General features: G+C 65.5%; 13 protein-coding genes. 5 read left to right on the top strand and 8 right to left on the bottom strand.

The genetic code is table 11. From position 1 onward, the window contains the following. Nucleotides 1-141: 141 nt before the first annotated feature. Both htpG and AB4061_RS15020 read left to right on the top strand, forming a co-directional pair. Nucleotides 142-2,055 (top strand): molecular chaperone HtpG, encoded by a 1,914-nt coding sequence (gene htpG, locus AB4061_RS15025; protein ID WP_441635027.1) that lies wholly within the window; start codon nucleotides 142-144, stop codon nucleotides 2,053-2,055. 149 nt (nucleotides 2,056-2,204) lie between these two features. Next, nucleotides 2,205-2,726 (top strand): DNA-deoxyinosine glycosylase, encoded by a 522-nt coding sequence (locus AB4061_RS15020; protein ID WP_441635025.1) that lies wholly within the window; start codon nucleotides 2,205-2,207, stop codon nucleotides 2,724-2,726. Nucleotides 2,727-2,895: 169 nt separating this feature from the next. Here the strand turns inward: AB4061_RS15020 and AB4061_RS15015 are convergent, their stop codons facing one another. Further along, the gene (locus AB4061_RS15015) at nucleotides 2,896-3,591 is read right to left on the bottom strand and encodes a mobilization protein (RefSeq protein ID WP_441635023.1); all 696 of its coding nucleotides are present in this window, start codon (nucleotides 3,589-3,591) and stop codon (nucleotides 2,896-2,898) included. A 247-nt stretch (nucleotides 3,592-3,838) separates the two neighbouring features. On the opposite strand from AB4061_RS15015, the gene AB4061_RS15010 reads away from it, so the two are divergent. Together AB4061_RS15010 and AB4061_RS15005 are read left to right on the top strand one after the other, a co-directional pair. Then, nucleotides 3,839-4,594: a hypothetical protein gene (locus tag AB4061_RS15010; protein ID WP_441635021.1), complete on the top strand. Its 756-nt coding sequence runs from the start codon at nucleotides 3,839-3,841 to the stop codon at nucleotides 4,592-4,594. Between the two features lie 74 nt (nucleotides 4,595-4,668). After that, nucleotides 4,669-5,529, top strand: a complete 861-nt coding sequence (locus AB4061_RS15005; RefSeq protein ID WP_441635019.1) for a spermidine synthase — start codon at nucleotides 4,669-4,671, stop codon at nucleotides 5,527-5,529. An 84-nt stretch (nucleotides 5,530-5,613) separates the two neighbouring features. On the opposite strand, the gene AB4061_RS15000 is transcribed toward AB4061_RS15005, so the two are convergent. After that, on the bottom strand, nucleotides 5,614-7,257 hold the full coding sequence (locus AB4061_RS15000) for an ABC transporter substrate-binding protein (RefSeq protein ID WP_441635017.1): 1,644 nt from the start codon (nucleotides 7,255-7,257) through the stop codon (nucleotides 5,614-5,616). A 258-nt stretch (nucleotides 7,258-7,515) separates the two neighbouring features. On the opposite strand from AB4061_RS15000, the gene trmB reads away from it, so the two are divergent. Next, a complete protein-coding gene (gene trmB / locus AB4061_RS14995) occupies nucleotides 7,516-8,190 on the top strand; it encodes a tRNA (guanine(46)-N(7))-methyltransferase TrmB (protein ID WP_441635015.1) in 675 nt (224 codons plus the stop codon). Nucleotides 8,191-8,242: 52 nt separating this feature from the next. Here trmB and AB4061_RS14990 read toward each other — a convergent pair whose 3' ends face one another. The 6 genes from AB4061_RS14990 to AB4061_RS14965 all read right to left on the bottom strand — a co-directional run. Then, nucleotides 8,243-9,445, bottom strand: coding sequence for a DUF2863 family protein (locus AB4061_RS14990; protein ID WP_150986348.1), 1,203 nt, complete (start codon nucleotides 9,443-9,445; stop codon nucleotides 8,243-8,245). 132 nt (nucleotides 9,446-9,577) lie between these two features. Further along, complete coding sequence (locus AB4061_RS14985) at nucleotides 9,578-9,724, bottom strand: hypothetical protein (protein ID WP_170301880.1); 147 nt, start codon at nucleotides 9,722-9,724, stop codon at nucleotides 9,578-9,580. Nucleotides 9,725-10,002: 278 nt separating this feature from the next. Beyond that, the gene (acnA, locus tag AB4061_RS14980; protein ID WP_441635012.1) at nucleotides 10,003-12,708 is read right to left on the bottom strand and encodes an aconitate hydratase AcnA; all 2,706 of its coding nucleotides are present in this window, start codon (nucleotides 12,706-12,708) and stop codon (nucleotides 10,003-10,005) included. A 312-nt stretch (nucleotides 12,709-13,020) separates the two neighbouring features. Continuing rightward, nucleotides 13,021-14,472 (bottom strand): bifunctional 2-methylcitrate dehydratase/aconitate hydratase, encoded by a 1,452-nt coding sequence (locus AB4061_RS14975; RefSeq protein WP_441635010.1) that lies wholly within the window; start codon nucleotides 14,470-14,472, stop codon nucleotides 13,021-13,023. A gap of 137 nt (nucleotides 14,473-14,609) precedes the next feature. After that, nucleotides 14,610-15,146, bottom strand: a complete 537-nt coding sequence (locus AB4061_RS14970) for a hypothetical protein (RefSeq protein WP_441635008.1) — start codon at nucleotides 15,144-15,146, stop codon at nucleotides 14,610-14,612. A 196-nt stretch (nucleotides 15,147-15,342) separates the two neighbouring features. Further along, nucleotides 15,343-15,506: citrate/2-methylcitrate synthase (locus tag AB4061_RS14965; RefSeq protein ID WP_441635230.1), on the bottom strand; the 164-nt coding region annotated here is incomplete at its 5' end.

Here is a 15,506-nt window from a genome sequence, read left to right as displayed (position 1 = left end):
CTTGAAAACCGGTCGGACGCCCTTATGTTTCGGGTCACCGGCCTGACGCCGGCCGGCAGCCTCCTTCCCGGGGCGCCAGCCCGCCACATTGCCTAGATTCCCAAATCAGCCAAGTTAGCCAAGATTGTTAAGAGGAGAACCATGACCGCACCGCACGAGACGATGAGCTTCCAGGCGGAAGTGAAGCAACTGCTGCACCTGATGATCCACTCGCTGTACAGCAACAAGGAAATTTTCCTGCGCGAGCTGGTTTCGAATGCTTCCGACGCCACTGACAAGCTGCGCTTCGAGGCGATTGCCAACCCGGCCCTGCTCGAGAACGACGCCGACCTGGCGATCCGCATCGAGGCCGACGCCAAGGCCCGCACGCTGAAGATCACCGACAACGGCATCGGCATGAGCCGCGACGAGGCGATCCGCAACCTTGGCACCATCGCCCGCTCGGGCACCAAGGAATTCTTCCAGCAGCTCTCCGGCGACCAGCAGAAGGACGCCGCCCTGATCGGCCAGTTCGGCGTGGGCTTCTATTCGGCGTTCATCGTGGCTGACAAGGTCACCGTGGAAACGCGCCGCGCCGGCCTGCCCGCCAGCGAAGCCGTGCGCTGGGAAAGTGCAGGCGACGGCGAGTTCACCGTCGATGCCATCGATCGTGCCGAGCGCGGTTCCACCGTCACGCTGCACCTGCGCGAAGGCGAGGACGATTTCCTCTCCGCCTGGAAGATCAAGGGCATCATCCAGAAGTATTCCGACCACATCTCGCTGCCGATCCGCATGCCCAAGGAAGTCTGGGATGCCGAGACCAGCGCCTACAAGGAAACGGGCGAGTGGGAGAGCGTGAACCAGGCCAGCGCCCTGTGGACCCGCTCCAAGTCGGACATCACCGAAGAGCAGTACACCGCTTTCTACCAGCACATCGCGCACGACAACGAAGCGCCGCTGGCCTACACCCATAACCGCGTCGAAGGCCGCAGCGAATACACGCAGCTGCTGTACGTGCCGGCGCGCGCGCCGTTCGATATGTGGGATCGTAACCACAAGGCCGGCCTCAAGCTCTATGTGAAGCGGGTCTTCATCATGGACGATGCCGAGCAGCTGCTGCCGGCTTACCTGCGCTTCGTCAAGGGCGTGGTGGATTCGGCCGACCTGCCGCTCAACGTTTCGCGCGAACTGCTGCAGGAAAGCCGCGACGTGAAGGCCATCCGCGAAGGCTGCACCAAGCGCGTGCTGTCGATGCTGGAAACGCTGGCGGACAGCGAGGACGAAGCCGAACGCGCCAAGTACACCACCTTCTGGCAGCAGTTCGGCCAGGCCCTCAAGGAAGGCCTGGGCGAAGACGCCGCCAACCTGGAGCGCATCGCCAAGCTGGTGCGCTTTGCTTCCACCCATCAGGACAGCGCCGAGCAGAGCGTAGCGCTGGCTGCCTACGTGGGCCGCATGAAGGAAGGCCAGGACAAGATCTACTACGTCACGGCCGATAGCTGGGCCGCGGCCAAGTCGAGCCCGCACCTGGAAGTGTTCCGCAAGAAGGGCATCGAAGTCCTGCTGCTGACGGACCGCGTGGACGAATGGATGCTGTCCTTCCTGCGCGAGTTCGATGGCAAGGAACTGGTCTCGGTGGCACGCGGCGACCTGGAGCTTGGCGCGCTGGCCGACGCCGACGAGAAGGCCGAGCAGGAGAAGGCCGAAGGCGACTGGAAAGACGTGCTGGAACGCGCCAAGGCTGTGCTGGATGGCAAGGCCAAGGACGTGCGCGTCACGCTGCGCCTGACCGCGTCGGCCTCCTGCCTGGTCTCGGACGAAGGCGACATGAGCGGCTACCTGCAACGCCTGCTGAAGCAGGCTGGTCAGAAGGCGCCCGACGCCCAGCCCATCCTGGAGCTGAACCCCGACCACGCGCTGGTGAAAAAGCTGCGCGCGCTGGCGGAGGCCGGTCCCACGGACGACGCCTTCGGCGACCGCGTGCATGTGCTGTTCGACCAGGCCCTGCTGGCCGAGGGCGGCACGCTCGAAGATCCGTCGATCTACGTGCAGCGCGTCAACAAGCTGCTGGCGTAAGCGTAGCGGGTTTGCTCCCTTGTTCCCCTTTCCCGCGTGTGTGCAACTGTGGGGAGGGGGGCGGAGCAGAGGGCGGGCGCCGGCATCAGGCTGACGCACACAAGCCGCGCCGGCGCCTGTCCTCCCCCGGGGCCAAGTACACTCACCCCATGCCAGTCCCATCTCCCGCATCCCCTCCGCGTCGTCTTTCCCCCGATCTACAGCAAGGCCTTGCACCGGTCATCGATCGGCACATCCGCGTGCTGGTGCTGGGCAGCTTTCCCGGGGCGGCATCGCTGGCGGCGCAGCAGTATTACGCGCATCCACGCAACCAGTTCTGGCCGCTGCTGGGCGCGCTGACCGGAGAGCCGCTGGCTGACTTGCCTTACGCCGATCGGTTGGTGCGGCTGCTGTCCCATGGCATCGGCGTGTGGGACGTGCTCGGCGCCTGCGTGCGCGAGGGCAGCCTGGACTCCAATATCCGCTATCCGCAGGCCAACGATTTCGCACGGCTCAAGGCGCTGGCGCCTGCATTGCGCCGCGTCGGCTTTAACGGCGGTACGTCGGGTCGTTTCGCCGCGCAGTTCGCGGCGGCAGGCTACGAGACGGTCGTGCTGCCCTCATCGAGCCCAGCGCATGCGGCGCGTAGTTTCGAGCAGAAACTGGCGTTGTGGCGTGCGCTGCTGAACTAAGCACCGATATTCGCGCTGGCGGGCCAGCCGGACAGCAGCCTGAGCCTGGACGTCGGATCGCGGGTCGAGGGCATCGGCCGCCCGCGTGTCGAGCGCTCTTTGATTCCGACGTGCATCGATGCGATGCTCAAGGTGCCGATTCCGCTCACAACTCCACTCACAACTCCACTCACAACGCCAGCGCTGCCATCTCCCCATAAGCCCGGTTCAGCCAGACCTTGACGCGCTGGCGCTCCAGCATGCCGAGCCCGGTGGCGGCGCGATCCGGATGATTCACCGCGGCCCAGAAGCTGGTGCTTTGCTGGTCGATCTTCTGCATGGTGGTATCGGGCAGGTGGCGCAGCGTCATCACGCTGGCGCCCAGCGCTTCGGCGCGGGCGCGTTCGCCCGAGGCTTCCAGGATCTCGAAGCGATCGCCGCGGACTTCATTGAGGACCAGCACCAGCTTGATGCGGCCGCCGAACTGGTCAAGCCACTGGCGCAGCAGGTCGACCGAGTCGCGGCCCGCATCCATCACATGCCACCAGGTGAGCGTCAGGCCATGCTCTTCGGCCAGCGCCAGCACGTCGGCGTCGTCCATCCATCTTGCGAGTGCGTGCTGCGTCTGGGCCGCGAGGTCGACCAGGATGCGCCGCTGCGGGTCTTCCACGGCGTGCTCGATAATGGGGTCCAGGCTGTCGTGCTTGTCCAGCACGGCGGGCGCGGCAAAGTCGGCATAGAAGCGCAGCAGGGCGCCGTGCGACTTGTCGGTGTCGAAGCCCAGGAAGGGCATGCTCCGGTCGATAAAATGCTGGGCCAGCAGGCGGGCGACGAGCGATTTGCCGACGCCGCCTTTTTCACCACCGATGAAGTGGATGTAGCTCATATCTGCGGATCCTTTGTCGTGGAGGGCCAGGTTGGAGGGGCGTCTCGGGTTTTGCTAAGGTACGCCTGGCAGGTAAGCCTGGCAGGTAAGCGCAGAACGTAAGCGCAAAACAGCCTTACCGTAAAAGGCATTTGTGACAGTAGCAAGTAGCATGCCGCATCGGGCACCCCGGCCGCATCTGTCACAATCACGGCCATGCATGCCGGCGGGAAGTCCGCCGGCCAACGCTTTGCAGGATAGATAGACAATGCCGTATCTAGGAATTGGTTTTCACGTCATCATCGCCGTGTTCTTCGCCGTGCACGCGGTGCGCACCCAGCAGAACATGTACTGGCTGCTGATCCTGTTCGCCTTCCCGGGCCTGGGCAGCGTGGTGTATTTCTTCGCCATCTACCTGCCAGGGCTGCGCCAGACGCGGGGCGCGCGAGCCGCCAAGCGCGCCATCGGCCAGCTGGTCGATCCCAACCGCGCGGTGCGCGAGGCACGCGACGCGTTCGACCGCGCGCCCACCGTGGATCACCGCATGCGCCTGGGCGCCGCCTTGCTTGAGGCCGGCGAGCCCAAAGCCGCGCTGGAACACTATGAGGCTGCCGCCAGCGGACCGTTCGCCACTGACCCGGCGCTGCTGCTGGGGCTGGCGCGCGCGCAGTTCGCCACCRRTGGCCATGCCGCTGCCGTGGCAGCGCTGGAGCGCTTGTTCGCCGCCCAGCCCCAGGCCCGCCAGCAAGCGGACCCTGCATTGCTGTACGCGCGCGCGCTGGCCGCGTCGGACGCGCCCGGCACGCGCGCCGCATTCGAGCAGGCGCTGACCTGCGCCAACGATGCCGCCGCGCGCTGCCTGTTTGCCGACTGGTTGACGGCACGCGGGGAACCAGCCGACCGCGAGCGTGCCCAGGCGCTGTACGCGGAGATCGTGCACGACGGCAAGCACTGGCCGCGCCACGCCCGCGAGCACAACCGGGAGTGGCTGCAGCGTGCCCAGGGCGCGCTCGGCAAAGCCTGATCCCGGATCGATCCGAACCGACTTACGTGCCGCCCCGGTGGGCGGCACGCTTACATGCATTCTTCCTGACCACCATGACTCTTCTCAAACGCAAATCGATTGAAGCCGTGGCCTCGCGCCGTCCCGCGCGCGGCGCGCAAGCCGCGCAGCGCGAGGAAAAGCGCATGACCCCGCGCTTCGCGCCGGTGACTTTCTCCGAGATGGACGGCGTGCGCTACCTGCATTTCGGCACCGAATGGGTGCAAGGCGCCATGCGCCTGCGCAAGCCCGATGCCATTGAGCTGGAGTACGCGCAGCAGATGATGGCGTGGCTGTTGTTCCTGTCGCCCTCGGCGCCGGAGTTTCACGTGACGCAACTGGGCCTGGGCGCCGCCGCGCTCACCAAGTTCTGCCATCGCCAGTTCAGCCGCGCGCGCGTGACGGCGGTGGAACTCAACCCGGCCGTGATCATTGCGGGTCGCAGCATGTTCGGCCTGCGTGAAGACGACGAGCGCCTTACCGTGCGGGAGCAGGATGCGTGGGATTACGTGATGGATGGCGCGCACACCGGCGCGCTGGATGTGCTGCAGGTGGACCTGTATGACGCCACCGCGCGCGGGCCGGTGCTTGACACCACGGCGTTCTACAAGGCGTGCCGCCGCGTGCTCAAGGCGCCGGGCGTGATGACGATCAACCTGTTCGGCGACCACGACAGCTTCCCAAAGAACATTGTGCGGATCTGCGAAGCGTTTGATAACCGTGTGCTGGTGTTCCCCGAAGTGCACGACGGCAATGTCATTGCGCTTGCCTTCAATGGGCCGGCGATCGATGTGTCGTGGGATGTGCTGGAGATTCGCGCGAAGGTGCTGGAGGATACGACCGGGTTGCCGGCGCGGAGTTGGGTGAATGGTTTGCGGGCGGCGAACGCAAACCAGGAAGACGGCCTGCGGATCTGATTCAAGCCACGCGGCGGCTGGCGGCGCCGGGTTCAACGCCCAGCGCCGCCTCGCGAGACACCTCTCTGCCTCTCCGCCTCTCTCTTACTGCTTGTGGAAGAACTGCGCCAGCGACCATTCGTCGGTGCGCGCCTCGTACCTCAGGTCCTTGCGCATGGCCCACATCGCCAGTTGGCTGTGCGAGGGGATGATGGCGTGGTCGGCCAGGGCGAACCTGGCCGCGGCGCGGGCGTTCTCTTCGCGGGCTTTGTCGCTGGTCACCGTGGTCAGCGATTTCTCGATCAGCTGGTCGAGCTGGGTATTGCTGTATTTGCCCCAGTTCCAAGTGCCGTATCCCGTCTTGGGGTTCGGCGTGCCAGTGATCGATCGCAGCGCCACGTCGGCCGCCGCCGAACCCCAGCCCAGCATCTCGAACGCAAAGTCGCCCTGGCGCGCGCGGGTGAAGTACGCGGCTACCGGCAGCGTTTCCACCTTGGTCTGGATGCCGATGCGCGTGAGCATGCTGGCGGTGGCCTGGGCCACGGCGGCATCGTTCAGGTAGCGGTTGTTGGTGGCGTGCAGCGTCAGGCCGAAGCCATCCGGATAGCCCGCCGCGGCTAGCAGCTTCTTGGCGCCTTCGGGGTCATAGGCCTCTGGCTTGGTGCCGGGGTGGCCGAAGATCTGCGGCGAGACGATCGACGAGGCCGGCACGGCCAGGCCTTCCATGATGCGGCTGACGATGGCGTCGCGGTTCAGCGCGCGGCTGATGGCGGCACGCACGCGTGCGTCCTTGAAGGGGTTCTTTCCCAGCGGCTTGCCGGCCTTGTCGGTGACGTAGGGCGGGTTGTCGCGCGACTGGTCCATCTGCCAGAAGATGGTGCGCCACGAGACCTGCTGCTCGATGCGGAACTTGGGGTTCTGCCTGAGCTTGGCCACGTCCGCGGACGGCACGCTTTCGATCACGTCGACGTCGCCGGACAGCAGCGCCGCGCTGCGCGCGCCGTTGTCGGTGATGATGCGAAAGATCGCGCGATCCCATTCCGTCTTCGGGCCCCAGTAATCGGGGTTCTTCGCCATCACGATTTCCTGCCCGCGCGCGAAGCGCACGAACTTGAACGGGCCGGTGCCGATCATCGCCTTGCCAGAGTCGAAGTCCGCCTGGCTCAGCGTGGCAGCTACCTTCTTCGGCATGATCGGCACGCTGTTCAGGTCGTTGGCCAGGTTGGCGTAGTTCGGCACGCTCATGGTCAGGCGCACGGTCAACGGGTCGGGCGTGTCGATGCGCGCGATCGGCTTGGTGTAGCTGGTGAAGGAACCGGGGCTGTTGGTGAGCTTGTCGGGGCGTTCGAGCGAGGCCTTGACGTCTTCGCTGGTAAACGGCGTGCCGTCATGCCATTTCACGTTGGGGCGCAGCTTGATTTCCCAGGTGATGGCGTTGACCGGCTTCCACGACAGCGCCAGGCCGGGGATGTAGCGGGCGTTCTTGTCGAGGAACACCAGCGACTCGAAGATATGCAGCGCGATGGCGTTGTTGGGGCCAGAGTTGTTCCACTGCGGGTCCATCGAGGTCACGTCGGCAGACAAGCCGATGCGCAGGTCTTCGGCCTGCGCCGCACCGGCGGGCAGCAGCATCAGCGTGGCACTGCCGAGCGCGAGCGCGGCACCGGCTTGCAGCAGCGCGCGGCGCGGCATCATGGCGGTGAGGCTGGAGGTGTGGCGTGTGCGGCGTGTGCGGCGTGTGGCGGTCATCGGGATGCGCTCCTCGTACGGGCCGCCGCCAGGATGGGATGGCGGCGGCGGGTTCTCAGATGGGGTGGCGGGGCACGCTTGGGCCGCCCGCTTGTCCACCCCGGTTGCCCGCATTGTGCCGTCAAAACGACATCTGCGTGCGACATCGACGTCATATCCATATGCTCGCAGCAGTGGATGGCATTTGTCCACGCCCGTCGCCAGAACCGCAAGCCCAGGCGATCCCGCAGCGCTCGGCAGCCGGGTAGAATCCCGCCCATGTTTGCCAACTCCCGCACCATCACCTCGGCCCAGGCCGATGTCCACGACCACCTCGAGGCGCGCCTTGCCCGCCACCTGGCCGAGCCCTTTCGCAAGCCCATCGGCGAGCCAAGCCGGCGCGCGCTGGATCTTGCGTTGCAGCAATGGCAGCAGGCCGGGGCGGCCCCGCTGATCCTGGACGCTGGCTGTGGCGTGGGGGAGAGCACCTTGCGCCTGGCCACGGCGTTCCCCGGGCACTTTGTGATCGGCGTGGACCAGTCGGAAAAGCGGTTGACCGGGGGCAAGGACTGGTGGGATGGTCCGATGCCGGCCAATTTTGCCTGGGCGCGCGCGGACCTGGTCGACGTCTGGCGGATGCTGCAGGCGGCTCGCATCGCGGTGGATCGCCATTACGTGCTGTATCCCAACCCCTGGCCCAAGATCGGCCACCTGGGGCGGCGCTGGCAGGGGCATGCGGTGTTCCCGGCGCTGGCTGCGTGCGGCCGGTACCTGGAGTGCCGCAGCAACTGGCAGGTCTATATCGACGAGTTCGCCCGGGCCCTGGCGCTGGTCGGCCGGCCTGCGCAGGTCGAGCTGTGGCAGCCGGCCGAGGCCATCACGCCGTTCGAGCGCAAGTACGCGGCCTCCGGCCATGCGCTGTGGCGCTGCATCAGCCCTTCGCCCGCCGGCTGAAGGAAAAACGGCCCGCGCAAGGCGGGCCGTTGGTCAGGCGAAGCGACGCAGCTTAGTGGAACAGCGGCTGCTGCGTGGGCGCGTCTTCCGGCAACTCGGCGTGGACGATCTCGCCAGAGCGGTCGGCGTAAAGCGGCGTGCCGCAGTCTTCACAATACTCGGGGTCGAACAGCGCGGCGTGGCGGAAGATGTCTTCCACCCCGGCGTTGCGCAGTTCCTCGCAGATCTGCTCCAGCGGGTTGTCCTTCTCGCTGGCATCGATCTCGCCGGACTCGCGGCCGTATACCGGCCAGACGATGCCGTAGATCACATCCTTCTCGCCGCGCATGGTGAAGCCCACGCGGTATTCCTCGACTTCTTCCTCGCCGAATGCCGCCACCACGGCCGCCATCTGGCCGGCCGGCACGTCCAGCGTGCCGCACAGGTAGTTGACGGCAGCGCGCACGGTCAGCGGGCGGATGCTCTTGTCGGATTCGCGGCAGGACAGGAAGAAGGCGTCGGGCAGCAGCAGGTCGAACTCACAGCCTGGCATCAGCAGCGCGATCGAGGGCTGCACCTGGGTGCGCCATTGTTCCAGGCAGACGCTGCGCTCGGCGTGGTGCTCCTTGGCGTCTTCCTGCCAGCGGAACAGGGCCTGCTCGTGCGGCGCCACCACCACGGCCAGCAGGTAGCGCGGATCGGCCAGGATCGGCGCGGTTTCCGGCAGGTCGCGCAGGTCGACCTTGGGCGTGGTGCCGGCCATGGCGGCCGATACCAGCTTGTAGGTCAGGGCAAAGGTGTCGCTGTGCGTGCGCGGCAGCTGGTCGATGCTGTACAGGTAGGGTGACAGCGCCATCTTGGTGTTGGCCGCCAGCACATGCGCCTGCATGTGCACAGCCAGCGTCTGCGACAGCTCGGGCTTGAGCGCGCCGGACGGGATGGCGTAGCGGGTGTGGGCCAGGATGGGCGCGGCGATCAGCAGGGCGTCGTAGCTGACGCCGTCGATTTCGACGGTAGCCGATTCGGCCAGGGTCTCGGCTTGCTCGGCGAGCACGTCGGAGGCGTCGGCGTTGTGCTTGAACAGGTGTTCGAGCGCTGCGTCGAGCGCGGACTGGCTGCCGTTCTTCAGGAGCCGGCCCAGGCGTTGCGAAAGACGCCGCTCCCAGTAGCCATCCTCCATGCGGCTGCCCGAGGCATCGAGCGCAAGCGCATCGGCCACCAGACGCTCGGCGTCAGGCGAAAGACGTTGGGAAGCCTTGGGGCGAAAACCTGCCATAAGTCGAAATCATCCGTTTTTCGGTAAAACGGTATTCTACTCGCTGCGTTGACAAAAAAAGCCGCCTGGGGGCTGGGCGGCTGTATTGCATTGCGTCAGGCAGCGCCGCGCAGCGGCGGAACCGGCCAGGTTTTACTTCTGCGCGGGCGCTTGCGCAGCCTCCGGCGCGTGGGTTTCCACGCCGTGCTGCTCGCCGCCCATCGAGATGTCGCCACCCTTTGACAGCATATACAGTGCCGCGCCGGCAATGACGACGAATGCGATGAAAATCTTTGCCATGATGTCTCCTGTGCGTTTCAGGCGGGGTTGGCCGGCATGGCTGTCCCGCGCAAGGCGTTTTCTTTGTGGATGCCGGGCAGTTTGGCAGGGCAGCCTTGCGTGGAACTTACACCGGCCAACCCAAGACTTGGGGTAAGCCCGGTACAAGCGACGGTTGATGCGCTTTAGGGCCAGCGCGGATGGCGCCCCAAAGAAAAACGCCGCTGGCCATGACCTCCGAAAGAGGCGCAGAGCCAGCGGCGTCACCCCTTGGCCCCGAAGGGCCAGGGTTGCTCCGGTCAGGCAGCCAGCAACTGACGCAGCACGAACGGCAGGATGCCGCCGTGGTTGTAGTAGTCGACCTCGATCGGGGTGTCGATGCGCAGCAGCACCGGCACGCGCTGCACGTCGCCATTGGCGCGCTTGATCACCAGCGTCACGTCCTGCTGCGGCTTCAGTTCGCCTTCGATGCCTTCGATGTCGAAGGTCTCGTCGCCGACGATGCCGAGCGTCTGCACGCTGTCGCTGCCCTTGAACTGCAGGGGCAGCACGCCCATGCCGACCAGGTTGGAGCGGTGGATGCGCTCGAAGCTGCGCGTGATCACGGCCTTCACGCCGAGCAGCTGGGTGCCCTTGGCCGCCCAGTCGCGCGACGAGCCCGTGCCGTACTCTTCGCCGCCGAACACCACGGTGGGCGTGCCCTCGGCGATGTACTTCATGGCGGCGTCGTAGATCGACAGTTCTTCGCCGGAAGGCTGGTGCAGCGTTACGCCGCCTTCCACGCGGGAGCCGTCGGCCTTGACGGGCAGCATCAGGTTCTTGATGCGCACATTGGCAAAGGTGCCGCGCATCATGACCTCATGGTTGCCGCGGCGCGAGCCGTAGCTGTTGAAGTCCGCCTTGAGCACGCCGTTGGCCAGCAGGTACTTGCCCGCGGGCGACGATTCCTTGATGGAGCCGGCCGGCGAGATATGGTCGGTGGTCACGGAGTCGCCGAAGACGCCCAGCGCGCGCGCATTGCGCACGCTTGACTGCGTGGCGGCCGGTTCCATGCCGAAGCCGTCGAAGAAGGGCGGCTCGGCGATATAGGTGGACTTCGGCCAGTCGTAGACCTGGCCCTTGGTGCCCTTGACCTTGGCCCACAGCTTGCTCGGCTTCTTGACCTGCTCGTAGTTGATCTTGAACACCTTCGAGTCCATCGCGAACTTCATCAGCGCGTGGATTTCTTCCGAGGTCGGCCAGATGTCGCCCAGGTAGATCTCGCGGCCGCCCTTGCCCGTGCCCACCGGCTCGGTCATCAGGTCGCGCGTGACGTTGCCGGCGATGGCGTAGGCCACCACCAGCGGCGGCGAGGCCAGGAAGTTGGCGCGGATGTTCGGGTGGATGCGTGCTTCGAAGTTGCGGTTGCCCGACAGCACGGCGGCGGCCACCAGGTCGTTCTTGGTGATGGCCTCGTTCAGTTCCGGCGTCAGGTCGCCGGCGTTGCCGATGCAGGTGGTGCAGCCGTAGGCGGTCACGCCGAAGCCCAGCTTTTCCAGGTACGGCAGCAGGCCGGCGGCTTGCAGGTATTCCGTTACCACGCGGCTGCCAGGGGCCAGCGACGTCTTGATGTGCGGCGCCACCTTGAGGCCGGCTTCCACCGCCTTCTTGGCCAGCAGGCCGGCGGCCAGCAGCACGCTCGGGTTGGAGGTGTTGGTGCAGGACGTGATGGCGGCGATCAGCACGTCGCCGCTCTTCACGTTCACGCCGTCGGCGGTGGTGTAGGTTTTGTCGAGTTCCGCGATGTCCTTGTTGAAGCCGTTCTCGGCGGTCGGCTTGGCGAACAGCGAGGCAAAGGTGGACTTGACGTTGCCGATTTCGATGCGGTCCTGCGGGCGCTTGGGGCCGGCCAGCGAGGGGGCCACGGTGCCCAGGTCCAGCGTGACCACATTGGTGTAGTCGATTTCGCCGGCCTTGGGCACGCCGAACATCTTCTGGGCACGGAAATAGCCTTCGAAGGCGGCAATTTCTTCTTCGGTGCGGCCGGTGCCCTTGAAGTAGTCGATGGTTTTCTCGTCGACCGGGAAGAAGCCCATGGTGGCGCCGTACTCCGGTGCCATGTTGCCGATGGTGGCGCGGTCCGGCAGTGCCAGGCTGGCCGTGCCTTCGCCGAAGAACTCGACGAACTTGCCGACGACCTTCTCGCGGCGCAGCATTTCGGTGATGGTGAGCACCAGGTCGGTTGCCGTCACGCCTTCGCGCAGGCGGCCCTTCAGTTCCACGCCGACCACGTCAGGCGTCAGGAAATAGACCGGCTGGCCCAGCATGCCGGCTTCCGCCTCGATGCCGCCCACGCCCCAGCCCACCACGCCGATGCCGTTGATCATGGTGGTGTGGCTGTCGGTGCCGACCAGGGTGTCGGGGTAGTACACGCCGTCCTTCTTGTGCACGCCGCGGGCCAGGTACTCCAGGTTCACCTGGTGCACAATGCCGAAGCCCGGCTGCACCACGCCAAAGGTATCGAAGGCCTGCATGCCCCATTTCATGAACTGGTAGCGCTCGTTGTTGCGCTCGAACTCCAGTTTCATGTTCAGGTCCAGCGCGTTCTTCTCGCGGAAGTGGTCAATCTGCACGGAGTGGTCGACCACCAGGTCCACGGGAACCAGGGGCTCGATCTTCTTCGGGTTCTTGCCCATCTTCTCGGCCACGTTGCGCATGGCGGCCAGGTCGGCCAGCAAGGGCACACCGGTGAAATCCTGCAGCACCACGCGCGCCACCACGAAGGGGATCTCGTCGACACGCTCGGCGACGGGCTTCCAGTGGGCGAGTTGCTTGACGTGCTCCTCGGTGACCTTCTTGCCGTCGCAGTTGCGCAGCACGGATTCCAGTACGACGCGAATCGATACGGGCAGGCGCTCGACCGCCACGCCTAGTGCCTTGCCCAGTTGCGGCAGGGAGTAGAACTGGCCCTTGCTCGACGGGCCGATCTTGAATTCTTTCAGAGTCTTATTGAGATTGTGGGGCATTGCCTTACTCCAATCGAAGGATGGTGCGGACTTGCTTGGACTCGTAAATCGTCTATTGCCGCCGGCTGCCGGAGAAGCAGGGTCGCCGCGCGGCGCGCGGCGCGGGTTGCGCGCCGTGTTCATGCCTACTGCTTTTCTTGCTGATTGATCTTGCAGGACTGCCTTGCTGCCGAATCGCTAAATCAAGGCACGTGCCGCGTGGATTTTAGGCCAAGGCGTCTGCCGCCGTCAGCCCCTGTTGGCTTTGGCGCGTGCGAATCGCCCCTGTTTTTTTGCTCAGGCCACTCAGATCGCTCAGATCGCTCAGATCACTCAGATCACGTACAGGTCGACATACTCATTGACAGGCATAGCCTCCAGGCGCGCCTGGTCCAGCGACACCGCCAGGATCGCCTGCTGCTGCCTGGCCGGAAAACGGCGGGCCAGGTTGGTCTTGAATTTCTCCACCAGCAGTGGGATGCCCTCGTCGCGCCGGCGCTTGTGGCCGAGCGGGTAGTCCACCACGACTTCGGGCAGCACCGTGCCGTTGTTCAGCGTCACGGTCAGCGCATTGGCGATGGAGCGCTTCTCCGGGTCGTGGTAGTCGGCGGTGAACTGCGGATCCTCCACGCACACGATCTTGTCGCGCAGGGCGTCGATGCGCGGGTCTGCCGCTATCTTGTCTTCATAGTCCTCGGCGGTCAGCCGGCCGAACAGCAGCGGCACCGCCACCATGTACTGGATGCAGTGGTCGCGGTCGGCGGGGTTGGCCAGCGGGCCCTTCTTGTCGATGATGCGGATGCAGGCCTCGTGGGTGCGGATGGTGACCTGCCTGATCTGTGCTGCCGTCTTGCCCGCGGCGGACAGCTGGCCGTGCAGGGTCATGGCGGCCTCCACCGCGGTTTGCGAGTGGAATTCGGCCGGGAAGGCGATCTTGAACAGCACGTTCTCCATCACGTAGGTGCCATACGGGCGCTGGAACCTGAAGGGCTGGCCCTTGAACAGTACGTCGTAGAAGCCCCAGCCCTTGGCGCTCAGCACCGAGGGATAGCCCATCTCGCCGGTACGGGCGATCAGCGCCAGGCGCACCGCGCGGCTGGTGGCGTCGCCGGCGGCCCAACTCTTGCGGCTGCCGGTATTGGGGGCGTGGCGGTAGGTGCGCAGCGCTTGCCCGTCGACCCAGGCAAGGGACACCGCGTTGAGGATTTCGTCACGGGCGAGGCCGAGCATCTGCGCAACCACGGCGGCGGAAGCCACCTTGACCAGCACCACGTGGTCCAGGCCCACCTTGTTGAATGCGTTTTCCAGCGCGATGCAGCCCTGGATCTCATGGGCCTTGATCATGCCGGTGAGCACGTCCTTCATGGTCAACGGCTTGCGCCCGGCGGCCACGTTGTTGCGCGAGATCCAGTCGGCGGTGGCGAGGATGCCGCCGAGGTTGTCGGACGGGTGGCCCCATTCGGCGGCCAGCCAGGTGTCGTTGAAATCGAGCCAGCGGATCATGGCGCCGATATTGAAGGCGGCCTGAACCGGGTCGAGCTGGAATTGGGTGCCGGGTACCTTGGCGCCGTTGGGGACCACCGTGCCGGGCACGATCGGGCCCAGCAGCTTGGTGCAGGCCGGATACGACAGCGCTTCCAGGCCGCAGCCGAGCGTGTCGATCAGGCAGTTGCGGGCCGTGTCGTAGGCCAGCGCGCTCTTGACCTGATACCTGGTGACGTAGTCGACGATGTCGGCCATGACCGGGTCCGGTTCGGGGCGGACGTTCGAAATATGCGCGGACATGGGATTCCCTCGGCGTTTTGTGCTTCCTGGTGCCCATGGGGCTGTGGCCGGACGATGCCAGGCTACAGCCCCTTACTACTGATTACCGCTTACTGCTCTTACTGCCTTTACTGCTCTTATTGCTTATAGGTTGGTGCTTACTGCTTGGGGGCGGCCGGTGCCTGGGCGGCATCGGCTGCCGGTGCCGACGGGGCAACCAGCAACGGGGTGGCTACCGGTGCGCGCAGCGCGCCTGCCTGGGTCGGGGCCGAGCCGCCAGCCTGCATGTCCGCGGTCTGGCACTCGTCGGCCAGGCGCTGGCCGGCGTTCTTGTTGAACAGCATGGCCTTGCTCGGGATCACAACCAGGTCCAGGCCGGAGCGGGCGTCGAAGTAGCGGTCGGCGCCGGTTACGGTGGACAGGCGGGGCAGGCGGTATTCCTTGCCCTCCCAGTTCACGGTGATGACTTCATCGCGCTGCATGTTGCCGCCGATGTACAGGACATGGCCCAGTTCGCACTGCCATTTTTCGCCACTGGGGGCGGCCGCAGGTGCTGCCGCGGCAGCCTTCTTGGTGCTTTTCACATGAGCCTTCTTGGCGGGAGCGGCCTTCTTGGCCGGTTCCTGGGCCATCGCGACACCGGCGGTGGTCAGCGTAAATGCGCCGATGCAGGCGGCGAGGACGAGATGCTTCATTCTGTGGGTTCCTTCTGGAGTTGGGTCAAAGGCGGTGATTGCCAGGAAGGCCGGCAGTCACAGGTCCGCCGCTATTCTCTACGATTTGAAAGTCGGGGCGTAGTGCCCCTACTATCGGTTACATAATTCGGTGTAGCCCAGGCCACGCAAGGGGGCGCCTTCGCTACATGGCAAGGCGGTTTGCGGCCTGCACAGCCTATTTCCGTTTTCCGATCGGCACGAACTTCAGGTTTTCCGGCCCGGTGTAGTTGGYGCTGGGGCGGATGATCTTGTTGTCGATGCGTTGCTCGATGATATGCGCAGCCCAGCCCGAGGTGCGCGCGATCACGAACAGCGGGGTGAACATGGCGGTGGGCACGC

Source organism: Cupriavidus sp. YAF13 (genome assembly GCF_052113425.1).
Classification (GTDB): domain Bacteria; phylum Pseudomonadota; class Gammaproteobacteria; order Burkholderiales; family Burkholderiaceae; genus Cupriavidus.
Note: the sequence above shows the minus strand (reverse complement) of the source record. Positions and strands in the feature narration are given on the sequence as shown.

Bases quoted from the DNA above. Each gene is read 5' to 3' on its own strand.
- AB4061_RS14970 (WP_441635008.1), bottom strand. From the start codon at position 15,146: ATGAAGCATCTCGTCCTCGCCGCCTGCATCGGCGCATTTACGCTGACC.
- acnA (WP_441635012.1), bottom strand. From the start codon at position 12,708: ATGCCCCACAATCTCAATAAGACTCTGAAAGAATTCAAGATCGGCCCG.
- AB4061_RS14990 (WP_150986348.1), bottom strand. From the start codon at position 9,445: ATGGCAGGTTTTCGCCCCAAGGCTTCCCAACGTCTTTCGCCTGACGCC.
- AB4061_RS15020 (WP_441635025.1), top strand. From the start codon at position 2,205: ATGCCAGTCCCATCTCCCGCATCCCCTCCGCGTCGTCTTTCCCCCGAT.
- trmB (WP_441635015.1), top strand. From the start codon at position 7,516: ATGTTTGCCAACTCCCGCACCATCACCTCGGCCCAGGCCGATGTCCAC.
- AB4061_RS15005 (WP_441635019.1), top strand. From the start codon at position 4,669: ATGACTCTTCTCAAACGCAAATCGATTGAAGCCGTGGCCTCGCGCCGT.
- AB4061_RS15015 (WP_441635023.1), bottom strand. From the start codon at position 3,591: ATGAGCTACATCCACTTCATCGGTGGTGAAAAAGGCGGCGTCGGCAAA.
- AB4061_RS15000 (WP_441635017.1), bottom strand. From the start codon at position 7,257: ATGACCGCCACACGCCGCACACGCCGCACACGCCACACCTCCAGCCTC.
- AB4061_RS14985 (WP_170301880.1), bottom strand. From the start codon at position 9,724: ATGGCAAAGATTTTCATCGCATTCGTCGTCATTGCCGGCGCGGCACTG.
- htpG (WP_441635027.1), top strand. From the start codon at position 142: ATGACCGCACCGCACGAGACGATGAGCTTCCAGGCGGAAGTGAAGCAA.
- AB4061_RS14975 (WP_441635010.1), bottom strand. From the start codon at position 14,472: ATGTCCGCGCATATTTCGAACGTCCGCCCCGAACCGGACCCGGTCATG.